General features: G+C 60.8%; 16 protein-coding genes. 6 read left to right on the top strand and 10 right to left on the bottom strand.

Features of this window, described 5'->3' with window-relative positions:
• Positions 1 to 127: 127 nt before the first annotated feature.
• The 6 genes from AC3EMP_RS29705 to AC3EMP_RS29680 are packed head-to-tail and all read right to left on the bottom strand — an operon-like array spanning position 128 to position 6,194.
• Positions 128 to 490: an AraC family ligand binding domain-containing protein gene (locus AC3EMP_RS29705; protein WP_023671808.1), complete on the bottom strand. Its 363-nt coding sequence runs from the start codon at positions 488 to 490 to the stop codon at positions 128 to 130.
• A gap of 3 nt (positions 491 to 493) precedes the next feature.
• Positions 494 to 1,927: an NAD(P)/FAD-dependent oxidoreductase gene (locus AC3EMP_RS29700; RefSeq protein ID WP_023713985.1), complete on the bottom strand. Its 1,434-nt coding sequence runs from the start codon at positions 1,925 to 1,927 to the stop codon at positions 494 to 496.
• The gene (locus tag AC3EMP_RS29695) at positions 1,927 to 3,105 is read right to left on the bottom strand and encodes a M20 aminoacylase family protein (protein WP_023713984.1); all 1,179 of its coding nucleotides are present in this window, start codon (positions 3,103 to 3,105) and stop codon (positions 1,927 to 1,929) included. Before AC3EMP_RS29695 ends, AC3EMP_RS29700 begins: the two co-directional genes overlap by 1 nt.
• Positions 3,102 to 3,911, bottom strand: coding sequence for an ABC transporter permease (locus tag AC3EMP_RS29690; protein ID WP_050588874.1), 810 nt, complete (start codon positions 3,909 to 3,911; stop codon positions 3,102 to 3,104). Before AC3EMP_RS29690 ends, AC3EMP_RS29695 begins: the two co-directional genes overlap by 4 nt.
• Positions 3,908 to 5,107, bottom strand: a complete 1,200-nt coding sequence (locus AC3EMP_RS29685) for an ABC transporter permease (RefSeq protein ID WP_023686279.1) — start codon at positions 5,105 to 5,107, stop codon at positions 3,908 to 3,910. The genes AC3EMP_RS29690 and AC3EMP_RS29685 overlap by 4 nt, the downstream gene beginning before the upstream one ends.
• A gap of 31 nt (positions 5,108 to 5,138) precedes the next feature.
• Entirely contained in the window at positions 5,139 to 6,194 is a 1,056-nt protein-coding gene (locus tag AC3EMP_RS29680; protein ID WP_023696855.1) for an ABC transporter substrate-binding protein, read from the bottom strand.
• Between the two features lie 121 nt (positions 6,195 to 6,315).
• Between AC3EMP_RS29680 and AC3EMP_RS29675 the strand changes: the two genes are divergently transcribed.
• The 6 genes from AC3EMP_RS29675 (at position 6,316) to AC3EMP_RS29650 (ending at position 11,340) form a co-directional block, all read left to right on the top strand.
• The gene (locus AC3EMP_RS29675) at positions 6,316 to 7,650 is read left to right on the top strand and encodes an aspartate aminotransferase family protein (protein WP_023713980.1); all 1,335 of its coding nucleotides are present in this window, start codon (positions 6,316 to 6,318) and stop codon (positions 7,648 to 7,650) included.
• Positions 7,650 to 8,387, top strand: a complete 738-nt coding sequence (locus tag AC3EMP_RS29670) for a GntR family transcriptional regulator (RefSeq protein WP_023713979.1) — start codon at positions 7,650 to 7,652, stop codon at positions 8,385 to 8,387. Before AC3EMP_RS29675 ends, AC3EMP_RS29670 begins: the two co-directional genes overlap by 1 nt.
• Positions 8,388 to 8,464: 77 nt before the next feature.
• On the top strand, positions 8,465 to 9,493 hold the full coding sequence (locus tag AC3EMP_RS29665) for an ABC transporter ATP-binding protein (RefSeq protein ID WP_023713978.1): 1,029 nt from the start codon (positions 8,465 to 8,467) through the stop codon (positions 9,491 to 9,493).
• Positions 9,494 to 9,524: 31 nt separating this feature from the next.
• On the top strand, positions 9,525 to 10,460 hold the full coding sequence (gene kce / locus AC3EMP_RS29660) for a 3,5-dioxohexanoate:acetyl-CoA acetone transferase (protein WP_023713977.1): 936 nt from the start codon (positions 9,525 to 9,527) through the stop codon (positions 10,458 to 10,460).
• Complete coding sequence (locus AC3EMP_RS29655) at positions 10,457 to 10,906, top strand: acyl-CoA thioesterase (RefSeq protein ID WP_023669863.1); 450 nt, start codon at positions 10,457 to 10,459, stop codon at positions 10,904 to 10,906. The genes kce and AC3EMP_RS29655 overlap by 4 nt, the downstream gene beginning before the upstream one ends.
• Positions 10,903 to 11,340 (top strand): oligopeptide/dipeptide ABC transporter ATP-binding protein, encoded by a 438-nt coding sequence (locus AC3EMP_RS29650; protein ID WP_352711305.1) that lies wholly within the window; start codon positions 10,903 to 10,905, stop codon positions 11,338 to 11,340. Before AC3EMP_RS29655 ends, AC3EMP_RS29650 begins: the two co-directional genes overlap by 4 nt.
• A 277-nt stretch (positions 11,341 to 11,617) precedes the next feature.
• Here the strand turns inward: AC3EMP_RS29650 and AC3EMP_RS29645 are convergent, their stop codons facing one another.
• The 4 genes from AC3EMP_RS29645 to AC3EMP_RS29630 form a co-directional block, all read right to left on the bottom strand.
• Positions 11,618 to 12,310, bottom strand: a complete 693-nt coding sequence (locus AC3EMP_RS29645; protein WP_023669865.1) for an amino acid ABC transporter permease — start codon at positions 12,308 to 12,310, stop codon at positions 11,618 to 11,620.
• Between the two features lie 17 nt (positions 12,311 to 12,327).
• Entirely contained in the window at positions 12,328 to 13,044 is a 717-nt protein-coding gene (locus tag AC3EMP_RS29640; protein ID WP_023669866.1) for an amino acid ABC transporter permease, read from the bottom strand.
• 67 nt (positions 13,045 to 13,111) lie between these two features.
• Positions 13,112 to 13,939 (bottom strand): transporter substrate-binding domain-containing protein, encoded by an 828-nt coding sequence (locus AC3EMP_RS29635; RefSeq protein WP_023669867.1) that lies wholly within the window; start codon positions 13,937 to 13,939, stop codon positions 13,112 to 13,114.
• A 24-nt stretch (positions 13,940 to 13,963) separates the two neighbouring features.
• Entirely contained in the window at positions 13,964 to 14,704 is a 741-nt protein-coding gene (locus AC3EMP_RS29630; protein WP_023669868.1) for an amino acid ABC transporter ATP-binding protein, read from the bottom strand.
• Between the last annotated feature and the right edge of the window lie 24 nt (positions 14,705 to 14,728).

Here is a 14,728-nt window from a genome sequence, read left to right as displayed (position 1 = left end):
GCGCGCCAGCATGACATATGATGAACGTGACAACCCAAGGAGTGTGAGCCGGAGTCGATGTCTGGACGCCCCGGGTTCGGAACTGCGCTGCGGATGGCCAACGCATGGAAAAGGAGTGCCTGTCAGTTCAGGGTTCTACCGTTCCCTGCCGCGCTGCCCAGTCGAACGGGTAAAGGCAATAGAAATAGCCGGTACGCTCGGTGGCGATGTATTTCAGGTGGGTGGCGTTTGGCAGCCAGACGATATCGCCGGGATTGCACTCATGGCGACCGTCGTCCAGTTCGATCGTCAAGGTGCCCTCGTGGATGAACAGCACCTCGTCGTAGGTCACGGTCCAGTCGATCGAGGCGTTCTCGAGATACTCGATGCCGCCGCCCATGGTCCGACTTATATCGGCATTGATGACGCGGGCAATCGAGGATGTGCCAGTCGGTGTGACCGACGGCTTCAGGGTCAATTCGCTGTGCTTGAAGATCTTGGCCTTGGACACCGTTTATCCTTTCCTTGCGCGGAGGTTGGCTTTCGAAGGGGTGACGCCGGACGGGGCCAGTCCCGCGAGCCATCTGGTCAAGAGGTCGGGTTTTCGGCCGGCATGTTCGAGATCGTCGCGCCGCCGCACCGCGCCACGAACGAAATGCGCGCCGACGAACCGGAATGGTTCGGATGGGAAGCCTCGCGTCACTGGGCGCACGAGCGCCGAATGGGTGAGCTCGGATTCGCCGCCGGTCAACAGGCCGGTCAGGATCTTGCCGCCGAGATAGGCCATCGTCGTGCCGTTGCCGGAGAAGCCGTAGCCGTAGACGATGTCGCGGTTGGCGGGCAGGGCGCCGAACAGTGGCACGCCGCTGACGGTCCGATCGATCGGGCCGTTCCATGATGTATCGAGCGGAAAGTCGGCGAGCGCCGGGTGACCATCCCGCAACGCGCGGCGCATGTCGGCGACCCGTGGCGATAGACCATGAAACCGCCTGTCGACGATGCCGCCGAGGCCGATGACGCCGCCACTGACGCCGACAGACAGCCGACCATCGCGCGTCGGCGACCAACCGCCGACGAAAACGCGGGAATCGATCATCAGCGGCGCGCGGCGGTAGCCGATCTTGTCGAGAAGGTCTGGAATGGGTTTTGACATGGCGTCGTCGCTGGAGATGTTGAAGATTGCCGGCGCCAGTTCTCGAATGGCGCCGGACCATGCATTCATGGCAAGCACAATCTTGCCGCAGGACACAGTGCCTCTCCCCGTCTCCACCTTGAGCGTGCCGTCGCGCGAAAACCGCGTCATCGGCGACTTTTCATAGATGCGCACGCCGCGTGTTAGTGCTGCCCGGCGCAGGCCGCGCACGAGGAAACCGGGATGCACGGTTGCCGACGACGCATCGAACGCGCCGCCGAGGTGGCTCGTCGTGCCGGCTATCGCTGCGATCTCGTCGCGCGAAACTCGTCGCGCCGGCACGTAGCCATGCGCCGCCAGCTTGTTCAACGCGTCGTCCCAGGCGCCAAGCTGGGCTTCGCACGTCGCACCCCAGATCCAGCCGATGCGATCAAACCAGCTGTCTATTCCCTCGGCCTTGCAGAAAGCCTCGATGCCGCCGATTGCGGCTTCGGATGCCTTGATGATCGAAAGTGCATCGTTTCCGTCGCGCAGCGCGGCGAGCGCGCTGTATTTCGTCCATGCCGAGAGCACCATGCCGGAGTTGCGGCCGCTCGGGCCACCGCCGCAAATGTCGCGCTCGACGATGACAACATCGAAGGCGGGATTGTGCTCCTTGAGGCGTATAGCGGTCCACAGGCCCAGATAGCCGCCGCCGACGATGCAGATGTCAGCCTGCGTCGCCTCTTCGAGCGGAGGCGCAAGGTCTGGGTCCTCGGGCAGGGCCTGCCGCAGCCAATGGCTTCGCCAGACGATGTCCTTTTCCGTCAGTTGCATCACGATGCGCCTCTGGCTGATAGGCGGCGCTCCACGAGCCTGACCCAAAGGCTCGCGCCAATCGGCAGGATTGCGTCGTTGAAATCGTAGTTGGTGTCGTGAGCCGCGGCCTGGTGCGCATCGTCGGCCTGGCCGAGCAGGAAATAGCAGCCGGGCCGCTGTTCCAGCATGTAGCAGAAATCTTCAGAACCCATCTCGGGAGGCGGATCGATGACGAGACTTGCCGGTCCCATCACCTCGTTCACAATCGCGATCATCGCGTCGGCTTGCGCCGCAGTGTTTATCGTCGGTGCGAAGGGCGTTTCGTAGCGGAGGTCGACGCCGGCGCCAAAAGCTTCAGCTTCGTTTTTCGCGATGCGGCGGATTGCCGTCTCCAGCGCCTTTTGAACCTGGTGGTCGAAGGTGCGCACGGTGCCGGTCAGAAACGCCGTATCGGGGATGGTGTTGAAGGCTTCGCCTGCGCGCAGGCTGCCAACGGTGACGATTGCGGGAGAATGCACATCGGTGACGCGGCCGGGCAGGGCTTCGATTGCCAGCAGGATGCGCGCGGCGATGGGGAGTGGATTGATCGCCAGATGCGGCATCGCCGCATGGCCGCCCCTTCCGTGGACGACGATCTCGAAGCGATCGGCCCCCGCGGCCACCGTTCCGCGGTGGACGGCGATCTCGCCGAGCGGCCGTTCGCAATTGTGCAGCGCGTAGACTTCATCGCAGGGGAAACGCTCGAAAAGGCCCTCGTTCAGCATGGCAAGCGCCCCACCTCGACCCTCCTCGGCCGGCTGGAAGATGAAATGCACCGTGCCGGCGAAGTCGGGCGAGCGAACAAGCGCCGAGGCTGCGCCGAGCAGCATAGTGGTATGGCCGTCATGGCCGCAGCCATGCATCCGCCCGGGGGTGCGGGACGCATGCGCCAGCGGCCGTGCCTCAGTCATCGGCAGGGCATCCATGTCGGCGCGGATGCCAAGGCTGCGACCAGCGCCAAGCCTGCCCCTGAGCGTGCCGACGACACCTGTGCGTCCGACGCCTTCGGTCGTCTCGATGCCCCACGCGCGCAGTTTGTCCGCCACGAAACGGGCCGTCTCGAACTCTTCGAAACCGAGCTCGGGATTGGCATGGAGATGCCGCCGCCACGCCGTCATCTCGGTCTCGAGTTGCTGCACCGGCGGAACCAGTTTCATGCCGATGCCTTTGCGCGGAGAGCTTGCGAGCGGCTCTGCAGGATAGCGATGAGCCCAAGCAGGATCGCCGAGAAAGCCATCAGCAGCACGGCGACAGCCGCGATGGCAGGGCTGATGGACTCGCGCACCCCGGAGAATATCATGCGGGGCAAGGTTCGCTCCGCGCCCGTCGAGAGGAAGCTTGCGACGACGACTTCGTCGAAAGAAATGATGAAGGCGATGATGGCCCCTGTAACGACGCCCGGCGCTATCAGCGGCAGCACCACCTTGAAGAAGGTGCGCATGGCGCCGGCGCCCAGCGATGCCGCCGCACGAACCAACGTCCGGTCGAAGGTCGAAAGACTGGCGACGACGGTGGTTAGCATCACAGGCACGGCCATCGCCGTGTGCACCAGAATGATTGATAGCTTGTTGCCAACGAGTCCCAGCGTGGCGAAGAATGAAAAGGCCGCGACGCCGACGATGACGACCGGCGTCACCAAAGGCGCGGCGATGATCGCGTAGAGGATCCGTTTCCCGGCAAAATCACCCCAGGCGAGCCCGATCGCCGCAGGTATTCCGAGCAGCAAAGCCAGAACCGTGGTGGATAGCCCGATGACGACCGAGTTCCACAGCGCGTTCGGCCAGCGCTCGTCGATCCACAGTTCGGCATACCAGCGCAACGACCAGCCCGGCGTCGGAAATGCCAGCGAATTGCTCGAGGTCAGCGACATGGGGACCACGATCAGCAGGGGCAGGATCATGAAAGCCAGCAACGTCGCCGCATAGGCATACATCAGCCCTTTCCGGAAGCGGTCGGCGCTCATGCGACATGCGCCTTGCTGCGGAAGAGGACGGATGCCGTCCAGAACAGGAACGCAAACAATACGAGGATCATCAGCAGTTGCAGGGAAAGCGCTGCGCCCATGCCCCAGTTCAGCGTGCTGTTGGTGTAGAAGGCTATGTAGCTGGAGATCATCTGGTCTGTCGGCCCGCCGACAAGCGTCGGGGTGATGTAATAGCCGAGCGCGAAGACAAAAACGATCGCCCCGCCGGACAGGATCCCGGGCAGGATCAACGGCAACTGGACGCGGCGCCACGCCGTGAGCCACGGCGCCCCCAACGACAGCGCCGCGCGCATGTAGGTGGTCGGAACCCGCCGCATGACGGCGACGACGGAGAGGACCATCATGGGCAGCAGAACCTGAACCATCGCCAGATACAGCGAAAAGCGGGTGTAGATGAGGTCGAGGGGTTCGCTGACGATACCCAATCCGAGCAGTGTGGAATTCACGGGACCGTTCTTCTGCAGCACGATGATCCAGATGACGGTGCGCACCAGCAGCGATGTCCAGAGCGGAAACAGGATCAGCGCGAACATCAGCTTCGACCAGGCAGGCGGCGCGCTGACGATCGCCTGCGCCAGCGGCACGGCGAGCACCGCGCAGATGACCGTCACCACGATGCTGATCCAGATCGTACGCAGCAGCGCGTCGACGAAGATGGCGCGGTCGGCCGAAACGGCTTCGATCGAATTGTCCGCGCCGCGCTTCAGGTCGAGGCTCGCAAGCAGATAATAGTCCGTTCGCGCGCTTTGCTGACGTGCTATGACCTGCCAGAGATCGATGTTTTTCCAGCCGGCCTGTTTGGCGAGCACCTCGTCGCGCACGGGGCGCATGCCGAGCTTGCCGTCGGCCGCATCCTTTGCCGTCTTGATGACGAGGAAACGGCTACCGACAACGCGCTGGTTCACGAGTTGCGCCAGGACGCCTTCCTTCCCGGCGCGCCGCGCGTCGGCCAGGTCCTCGACGAGTGCTGCAAAGACGGGTTCGCCAGGCAGGCCGCTCTCTGCTTTCCAGCCGGCAAGAGCGGCAATGGTGCGCGGCAGGTTGTTCGAGAAATCCGAGTTGTCGACGGCCAGAGCGAGGAAGCGCGCCACCGGCCACAGAAACAGAATGACGACGAATAATATAAGCGGAGCCGTCAACAGGGCGAGCATGCCGCCCCGTTGGCGTCGCTTCATAGCCGGTTTTGTCCCGACCAACATGCCCAAGTTACTTCGCGAGCCAGGCCTTGAAGCGTTCTTCCAACGCTTCCTTGTGCTCGGTCCAGAAGTCGTTGTCATAGGCGGCGCCGTACTGGAGGTGCTCCGGCGACGTCGGCAGGTTGGCCTTCCAGTCCGCGGGAATGAGGTCGGCGGCTTCCTTGCGGCCGGTGCCATAGGCATAGAGCTTGGAGAAGCCGGCCTGGTTTTCAGGGATGGAGAACCACTTGAGGAGATCCAGCCCGCCTTGCTGGTGCGGTGCGCCCTTCACCACGGCCCAGTAGTCGGTGCCGTAGAAGAAGCCGGCGTCCCACGCGATGGCGTAGGGCTTCTTCTCGTTGATGGCTTCGTTGGTGATGCGTGCATTGAACGCGTCGCTGAGCGTCACTTCGCCGCTGTCGAGGTTCTGGATGCCCTGCGTCGTGGTGGACCACCAGACGACGTTCGGCTTGATCTTGTCGAGCATGGCGAAAGCCCGGTCGACACCTTCCGGCGTGGCCAACACCTTGTACATGTCCTCGCGTTTCACGCCGTCGGCCATGAGCGCGTTTTCCAGCGTGAACTGCGCTTGCTGGTAGAGGCCGCGCTTTCCTGGAAATTTCTCGACGTTCCAGAAGTCCGCCCAACTCTTTGGCGCGGCGTCGCCCTTATAGACATCGGTGTTGTAGGCAAGAACCGTTGCCCATGTGTCGGACGCGACACCGCATTCATGCAGGGTGCCTGGGAGATAATTCGCCGCGTCGCCGGTGATCTCGGGCGTCAGCGGGACGAACAGGCCTTCGGCGCAGCCGACCTCCATGGCGGGCGCTTCCACCGAGACGACGTCGTAGGTAATGTTGCCCGCCTGCACTTGGGCACGCACCTTGGCGACCTCGCCGCCCCACTCTTCCATGATGATCGGGACGCCCGTCTTTTCGGTATACTTGTCCCAGACTCCATCCTTGTAGGCCTTGTCCCATGTACCACCCCAGCCGACCACCGTGACGGGATCGGCCGCGGACGCGGCAAAAGTCGAGGTCGCGAGGCAGATAGCGGCGGCAGATACGGCTTGCAGATAAGTCCTCATCGCAGTTCCCCTTTCTTATCGTTGCGGATTTGATCAAATTTCAAACGCAAAATGGATTGATTAGCAACAGGAATTTGCGATAGGGTGCAAAAAAGTTAAAAAGACAAGGGGATTTGATCGAATGCTGCAAGGCACTAGAGACGTGCGCGCCAATGTCAGTCTCGCTGCTGTTCTGGACGAGGCGCGACAGTGTTTCGCTGACGCCAACCCAAACAGCCTGGCGCGTCAGAACGAGGCCGCGGCATCGTTGCCGGGCGGCAATACGAGGGCTGTACTTTGGTACCCGCCATTCCCTGTTTCGTTCGTCTCCGGCGAGGGCTGCAGGGTGACCGATCTGGACGGCCATACCTATGTCGACCTGGTCTCGGAATACAGCGCCGGCTTCTACGGCCACTCCGACAAGGCGATTTCGGCGGCCCTTGTGGACGTCATACAGGGCGGCATCATGCTGGGTGCACCCAACCGCTACGAGGCGCGCCTGGCAGCGGCGGTGGTCGAGCGTTTTCCAGCCATCGAGCGCGTGCGCTTCTGCAACTCGGGCACCGAGGCGAACATCATGGCGATTTCCGCCGCTCGCGCCATCACGAAGCGTTCGAAGATACTCGCCTTCCGGGAAGGCTATCACGGCGGCGTACTGACTTTTGCGCATGGCGGCTCACCGCTCAATTTGCCTTTCCCCTTTGTTTTCGCCGACTACAACGATAGTGCAGGCGCCGTGGCGCTCATCAAGGAACAGGGCGACGAGCTTGCCGCCGTCATCGTCGAACCGATGATGGGCGGCGGCGGCTGCATCCCGGCGACACGCGAGTTCCTGCAGGCGCTGCGCACAGCGACGAAGGAGACCGGCGCGCTGCTGATCTTCGACGAGGTCATGACCTCGCGCCTCGACTATCGAGCGCTCCATGGTGCGCATGAAATTTTTCCCGATTTCGTGACGCTCGGAAAGTACATCGGCGGCGGTGCGAGTTTTGGCGCATTCGGTGGACGCGCCGACCTCGTCGACCGCTTCGATCCGGCTTTGCCTGGTGCGTTCTCGCATGGCGGGACGTTCAACAACAATATTCTCAGCATGGCTGCTGGTTTCACCGGTCTGACGCAGGTGCTGACGCAAGAGGCGAGCCGCGCCATCAATGCGCGCGGCGATCGCTTGCGTGAAGCGATGAACGTCTCCCTTGAACGACATGGCGTCGAGGGCATCGTCATAGGGCGCGGGTCGTTGATGAACCTGCATTTCGTCAGGGGGCCGGTGGACAAGCCGGCGCGGCTCGACGATGCCGATCCATCGGTGATTGCGCTGTGGCATATCGAGATGCTGTTGCGAGGGTACTACGTGACGCCGCGCGGCATGCTGGCGTTGTCACTGCCATTTGGCGACGCCGAACTCGACGGCTTCGCCGCCGCATTCGACGATTTCCTGTCGAGCAACCTCAAAATACTGCCCCGCCGGACAAACTGATGCTCGATCGCAAGGATGCCACCGCCGGCTCGGCCGCGCAAAAGACAGCTCATGTTCGTGTCCATACGGGCTTGAAGGAAGCACTGATGAACGGTGACTTCCTGCCCGGCCAAAGACTGGTCGTGCGACAGCTTGCCGAACAGTACCGGACCAGCGCCATGCCGGTGCGCGAGGCCTTGCGGCAACTCGTCAGCGACGAGGCGATGTTCGACCACCCAAACCGGGGCGTCATCGTCCCCGAGGCCACGGTGGCGCGTATTTCGGATCTCGTGCGTGTGCGCTGCAGCGTCGAAGGGACCGCGGCCGAATGGGCTGCGACGACCATCACGCCCGAAGAACTCGATGAATTGGCGAAGCTGAACAGCCTGATGCGCGAGTGCGTCGAGAGCAACGTCATGGCTAACTATCTCGGCCTGAACAGGCGGTTCCATTTCACGATGTACCATGCCGCGCGGTCACCTCTCATCCAGCAGATCATCGAGAAATTGTGGCTGCAGGCAGGACCGTTTTTGAACATCGTCCGCTCGGACGTGACCTACGGCCTGGGCCTGGACCATCACGACGAAATGCTCGCGGCGCTGCGTCGCGCCGATGGCGCGGCTGCGCGCAAGGCCTTGGTGGCCGATCTGCGCGAGGCCGCCGACATCATTCTTCGCGCCGCGGCGGCGGCTGAGGCGCAGCCTGCTCGAAAGCGCTCGACTTCGGTGCGCCGTGATCCGAAGGCGCAGGCTCGGTGATGGGCGGATCTCCGCGTGGGCCGGTTCACGTCGAGTTTCGCGGCGTCAGCAAGCGCTACGGGCATGCGGTCCAAGCGGTGCGCCAGCTCGACCTGGAAATCATGCGCGGCGAATTCCTGACGCTGCTAGGCCCTTCCGGGTCCGGCAAGACGACGGCGTTGATGATGCTGGCAGGATTCGAAGATACGACCGAGGGCGAAATTCTCATTGACGGTCAGCGCATCGACAACGTTCCCGCCAATCGTCGCGGCATCGGCATGGTGTTCCAGAACTACGCGCTTTTCCCGCACATGACGGTCGCCGAAAATCTGGCTTTCCCGCTCGAGGTCCGCAAACTTGGCCGCGAGGAGGTCAGGCGACGTGTCGGGAACGTTCTCGACATGGTCCAGTTGCCCGAATTCGGCAATCGGCGGCCAGCGCAGCTTTCGGGCGGGCAGCAACAACGCGTGGCGGTTGCCCGGGCCCTGATTTTCGAACCAAATCTTGTCTTGATGGACGAACCGCTTGGCGCCCTCGACAAGCAGCTGCGCGAGCAGATGCAGTTCGAGATCAAGGATATTCACGCCCGGCTGGGCGTGACCTTCGTCTACGTCACGCACGACCAGACTGAAGCGCTGACCATGTCGGACCGGATCGCAGTGTTCAGCGCCGGCCGCATCGAGCAACTGTCGACGCCGCGCGAACTGTACGAGCGTCCCGCGGCGAGCTTTGTCGCAAGTTTCATCGGCGAGAGCAACCGCATGTTGGGTGCCGTGCTGGCCGGGAGCGAGGATGGCGGCGTATCCGTCCGCCTCGACGACGGCGACGTTGTGTTGAACGCCATGTCCTGCGGTGCTGCGCTTTCTGCGGGTGTCAGGGTGACGCTGTCGATAAGGCCCGAGCGCCTGTCCGTTCTGCAGGACGGCGTCACGGCGCTCAACGAGATTCCGGCGACGGTCGTTCAATCAATCTACGTCGGCGATCATGTCCGGCTCGTCGCCGCGACCGCGAGCGGCCAGAAATTCATCGTCAAGCTAGCCACTTCATCGTCTCAGCCGAAGCTCGATCCAGGTACGGCGATCCGGCTGGGCTGTGGTCGTGAGGATTGCCTCGCGCTCGATAGATAACAACAAAAGGCAGACAAGGGAGACTCTAACCATGAAGAAATCGCCGAAAGTCGTCATCACCTGTGCGGTCACCGGCTCGATCCACACGCCGACGATGAGCCCGCATCTGCCCATAACGCCGTCAGAGATCGTCGATGCCGCCGTCGGCGCAGCCGAAGCTGGCGCCTCGGTGATCCATCTGCATGCCCGCGACCCCGAGACGGGCAAACCGACCCCCGATCCCAAGCTCTTCATGGACTTCCTGCCGCGCATCAAGCAGCAAACCAACGCGGTGATGAACATTTCTACCGGCGGCGGCCTCAAGATGACGCTCGACGAACGTCTCGAAGCCGCTCATGCCGCCAAGCCCGAACTCTGCTCGCTCAACATGGGGTCGATGAATTTTGCCTTGCACCACATCGCGCCAAAATACACCGAATGGAAGTTCGACTGGGAAAAGCCTTATCTCGAGGACACCAAGAACGGCATCGTCTCCAACACGTTCCAGCAGATCGAGCGCATCATCGTCGAGGTCGGCCAGGCCTATGGGACGAAGTTCGAGTTCGAGTGCTATGATGTCAGTCACCTCTACACGCTGGCGCACTTTCTCGACCGCAAGCTGCTGAAGCCACCGCTTTTCGTCCAGACGATCTTCGGACTTCTAGGTGGAATCGGCTCTGACCCCGAAGACATGATGCATATGCGCAGGACGGCGGAGCGACTGTTCGGAGACGACTATCTCTGGTCGATCCTTGCAGCCGGCAAGCATCAGATGAACCTTTGCACGATGGGAGCGATCATGGGCGGCAATGTGCGGGTTGGGCTGGAAGACAGTCTCTATGTCGGCAAGGGCGCGCTTGCCAAGAGCAATGCCGAGCAGGTCGCCAAGATCAAGCGAATCCTTGGCGAACTCTCGCTTGAAATAGCGACGCCCGAAGAGGCGCGGCAGCTGCTGGATCTCAAGGGTGGCAACGAGGTCGGGTTTTGACCGCGCCCGGCATTGAAACCTATGTCGGCGTCGTGCACCCTTGGATGTGCGACGCGATGGGCCATCTCAACGTTCGTCACTACGTCGCCATGTTCGATGATGCCAGCTTTCAACTGCTGGGCAGGATTGCCGCTCCCAATCTAACGCCGACTCTCGGCTGGGCGGACGTCAGGATGGAGATCGACTATGCGCACGAAACCGCGGTTGGAACCTTGGTCACCATTCGCTCGGTTGTCGAAAAGGTTGGGAAGTCGTCTCTGACCTATCTGCATGAAATGCGCGGCACGCTGGACGATGTGCTGCATGCACGCATGCGCACCGTAACGGTGCGCTTCGATCTTCAAGCGCGGAGCAAGATCGAGATCGAAGGCAAGGCCCGACAAGCGAGCGCAAATCTCCCGAGGGGTGAAGCCGATGCGCATGCGTGGTCAGAGCGCAGATCATGAACCTGTTTCTGAAGCTGCGCGATGATTTCGGAATGTCATGTCTTCTCATTGCGCACGATCTGGCCATCGTTCGCCAGGCCGCACAGCGCGTCTACGTGATGTATCTCGGCCGCGTCATGGAAGAAGGTGAGAGCGGCGCGCTCTATAGCCAGCCCGCACATCCGTATACACAGGCGCTGCTCAGCGCGGTCCCGTCGACAAATCCAGTTGAGGAGCGCGAACGTCAGCGGATCATTCTAAAGGGAGATGTGCCAAGCCCTGTGAATCGGCCGACCGGATGCCGTTTTCGTACGCGCTGCCCTGCCGTGCCAAGTGTTTGTGAGACATCGCCTCCGGTCAACAGCTTGTCGGAATCGAATCTCGCAAGTTGTCATTTCGCTGGTCGGATCAAAGCGGGTATCCTGCAGGAATACGACGTGAGACAAGTCGGATAAACCGGCGTGGGAGACGGAGAGGCCCAGGTTCTCCAATATTGATGCGTACTCGCGGCGCCGAATACGGCTTGGGGATCTCCATGCCAGTAGCCGGAGACCGGATTCCTCTGGTCGGCACAGTCGCAACGTTGCGTCGGCGCGATCGGTGCTTCAGTCGGCATTCAGCGGTACATGCATCGGCTACTTGGGTTTCTCCTCAAGCTTTTCATCCCCGAAAGAATTGCCTCCCAGGTGCGGCTCGATATCCGAAGCTTGACGATTCTATCCCACATTCGCCTCACGTCCGCACCCTCAACGCCTGCTCCAGCCTGTCGGCAATCTGTGTGACGATATAGGCAATCACCATGTAGATCACGACGGCAATCACGAAGGCTTCGAGGTAGTAGTAGTTCAGGGCGGCGGTCAGCTGGGACTGGGCGAAGATATCGACGACCTCGATGGCGAATCCGAGAGAAAGCGCCTTCATGATGACCATCATCGAAGTCGTCAGGTCGGGAATTGCCGTGAGGGCCACCTGGGGAAACAGGATACGTCGAAACAGTTGGCCGCCCGTATAGCCGAGCGAATGGGCCGCGTCCGACTGACCGGTGTCGAATGCATTCAGGGCTCCCTTGATAATCTCGGATTGGAACGCGGCGACACAGCCGGTAATCGCAACGACAAGAATGACCCAATTGGGGGTTTCGTGAGCGTTGAAGTTGATCCCGAGCAACGAGAACAGGAACTGGAATGCGGGCGGCAGACCGAAATAGGCGAGGAAAATCACGATGACCATTGGAACGCCCTTGAAGACGATCTTGTAAGTCATGATGAGCTCTCGCAGAACCGGCACCCGTCTGTATTCGATCAGCGCGAATATGCTGCCGACTATCGTCGACAGGACGAAAATCAAGAGTGCCATTCCAACGGTCACGGGTACGGCACTCAGAATTTCCTGCGTGTCCTGGAGCAAAATATCGGTATCAAACATGGTTGAATACCCTTACGTCAGACGCTCGCGAGGAGCTCGTTCTTGATCTGAGTTGTTGTCGTTGCCTCTGGCGCTTGCATCGGTGATCGAAGCTCGAAGAAGCGCACGATGAGCCATGCGACCAGGCACATCAGCGAATAGATGACCGCCAGGACGAGGTAGGTTTCGAACTGGAACTGGTTGTAGTCGCGCTCCATGATCAAATGCGCAGTCGCCATGACGTCGGCGGCGCCGATGTACATGACCAGCGCAACGTTATGGATCAGGTAGATGACGGAGTTCCCGTAGCCCGGTAGTGCGAAGTGCACCCCTTGCGGGCCGACGACGCGAGTAATTTTCTGCCGGAACGTATATCCAAGGCTATCGGCCGCATCGTGCTGGCCGCGATCGACGGCAAGATATGCAGGCCGCATGACTTCCGACAGATATCCTCCATGGTAGAGGCTCAACCCCACCATGGCAGCCATCGTCGGCGAAATAAAATCTTTGGCGCCGAACAGGATCACCAACAGCGGAAGCCCATAAAACGCGACGAACAGCTGCAGGACGACAGGAACGCTCCGGGCATAGGACACGTAGAGGTCCACCAGGTGACTGATCAGTGGCACCCTGCGAACACGGAGTGTTGTCGCGATGAGAGCCAGACAGAACCCGGAAATGAGGGCCGTAAACGTGATGGCGAGCGTCAGCGGCAGTGCCGTTAGCAACTCGGGAATCATAGCAGATACATCCACTTTGAAACGCTCCTTCTTGCAATTCAGCCTTGCCGCTGACTAGCGAATATGGCCCTCAACGGCCGTGCTATTTCATGTACTGGACGATGCCCTCGCCGAACCACTTCTGCGAGAGCTTCTCGATCGTGCCGTCGTCTTTCAATTCCTTGAGAACCTTGTTCACATCGTCAGCCAGAACCTTGTTCTCGTCTGATCTGTGGATCAGCATGTAGGTGTTGTTGCTGAACACTGGTTCGGACGCCACGATATCGAGTTTCTTTTGCTCGATGACGGTCTGCTCACCGAGATTGGACGGCAAGACGAGAGCGTCGAACTTGCCGTTCTGAACTTCGTCCAGCCGGTTCGGGTAGGGAATGCCTGCACTCGATGCCGTGACATCGAGCTTGTATTGCGGGTTTTCTTTCTGCCAGTTCATGATGAACTTGTAGGTTCCACCGCCGGCCGTGGTCGGAACGATCCTCTTGCCGACCAGGTCTTTCATTTCCTTGATGCCGCTGTCTTTCTTGCTGTAGATCTTCATCAGGCTGGCGCCCATGGGATTTTCCGGAATGAAGAACTGCTTGGAGCGCTCGGGCGACTTGTAGTAGCCACCCACCGCGATGTCGTACTTGCCCGTGGCGAGGCCAGTTTCCTGCGCGATGTCAGAGACACCTTCCATCTCGAACTTGTATTGCGGCAGCTTTGCGTTGATCGCCCTCAGGAGATCGGGCTCATAGCCTTGCGGCTCGACGCCGATCGCGCCCCATGCCAGCGGCTTGGATTCGGCAGACGTCGCGATCTTGATTGTCCGAACGGTCTGACCATAACTGACTCCTGCGGTTGCAAGGGCTATTGCGATGCCGCCGACGACAGCCAGGGCATGACGACGGGAAAAGCGGGATGTGATTACAGACATTTCTTAGGTTCCCTTGTTGTTGGATTATTGAAAAGCGAGTTCTGACTGCAGGAATTGAGCAAGTCGTGGGCTGGAAGGCGCGTCGAAGATATCAGCCGGGCTGCCATCGGCGGCGACCACGCCACGGTCCATGAAGACGATCCGGTTGGAGATGTTCCTTGCGAATTGCATCTCGTGGGTCACAAGCAGCGAAGTGATCCCTGACGAGGTGACGTCCTTGATCACCTTCAGGACTTCACCGACGAGTTCTGGATCCAGCGATGACGTAGGCTCATCGAAGAGTATCACGTCGGGACGAACTGCCAGGGCGCGCGCAATGCCGGTGCGCTGGAGCTGGCCGCCCGACAGTTGGGAGGGATAGCTGTCTCGCTTCGGGGTGAGGCCGACCCGCTCGAGCTCCCGCAAGGCGATCTCCCGCGCCTCGTCCGCGGACTTGCGCTGCACGACGACCAGTGGATCCATCACGTTCTGCAGGACCGTCATGTTCTTGAAGACGTTGAATTGTTGAAAGACCATCGCCGTTCGCAACCGGATCGCCTGGACAGCGACCTTGTCGGCACGCTGGTAATCCATCCGGATCTGATCGAACGCGATGGTTCCTGACGACGGCTTGGCCAGGTAGTTGATGCATTTCAGCAACGTGGTCTTGCCGGTGCCGCTGGGGCCGATGATCGAAACCACGTCACCCCGCTTTACCGAGAGATTGACGCCGTTCAGAACCTGCGTGCTTCCGTAAGACAGCTTTACATCTTTGAGTTCAAGCATTGCTGGTTGTCCCTTCGGAAAGTG

This window comes from Mesorhizobium sp. P160219, from assembly GCF_057786095.1.
Note: the sequence above shows the minus strand (reverse complement) of the source record. Positions and strands in the feature narration are given on the sequence as shown.

Excerpts from the sequence above, each read along its gene's own strand:
- AC3EMP_RS29700 (WP_023713985.1), bottom strand. The coding sequence starts at position 1,927 with ATGCAACTGACGGAAAAGGACATCGTCTGGCGAAGCCATTGGCTGCGG.
- AC3EMP_RS29695 (WP_023713984.1), bottom strand. The coding sequence starts at position 3,105 with ATGAAACTGGTTCCGCCGGTGCAGCAACTCGAGACCGAGATGACGGCG.
- AC3EMP_RS29635 (WP_023669867.1), bottom strand. The coding sequence starts at position 13,939 with ATGTCTGTAATCACATCCCGCTTTTCCCGTCGTCATGCCCTGGCTGTC.
- AC3EMP_RS29675 (WP_023713980.1), top strand. The coding sequence starts at position 6,316 with ATGCTGCAAGGCACTAGAGACGTGCGCGCCAATGTCAGTCTCGCTGCT.
- AC3EMP_RS29685 (WP_023686279.1), bottom strand. The coding sequence starts at position 5,107 with ATGAAGCGACGCCAACGGGGCGGCATGCTCGCCCTGTTGACGGCTCCG.
- kce (WP_023713977.1), top strand. The coding sequence starts at position 9,525 with ATGAAGAAATCGCCGAAAGTCGTCATCACCTGTGCGGTCACCGGCTCG.
- AC3EMP_RS29670 (WP_023713979.1), top strand. The coding sequence starts at position 7,650 with ATGCTCGATCGCAAGGATGCCACCGCCGGCTCGGCCGCGCAAAAGACA.
- AC3EMP_RS29645 (WP_023669865.1), bottom strand. The coding sequence starts at position 12,310 with ATGTTTGATACCGATATTTTGCTCCAGGACACGCAGGAAATTCTGAGT.
- AC3EMP_RS29630 (WP_023669868.1), bottom strand. The coding sequence starts at position 14,704 with ATGCTTGAACTCAAAGATGTAAAGCTGTCTTACGGAAGCACGCAGGTT.
- AC3EMP_RS29690 (WP_050588874.1), bottom strand. The coding sequence starts at position 3,911 with ATGAGCGCCGACCGCTTCCGGAAAGGGCTGATGTATGCCTATGCGGCG.
- AC3EMP_RS29680 (WP_023696855.1), bottom strand. The coding sequence starts at position 6,194 with ATGAGGACTTATCTGCAAGCCGTATCTGCCGCCGCTATCTGCCTCGCG.
- AC3EMP_RS29650 (WP_352711305.1), top strand. The coding sequence starts at position 10,903 with ATGAACCTGTTTCTGAAGCTGCGCGATGATTTCGGAATGTCATGTCTT.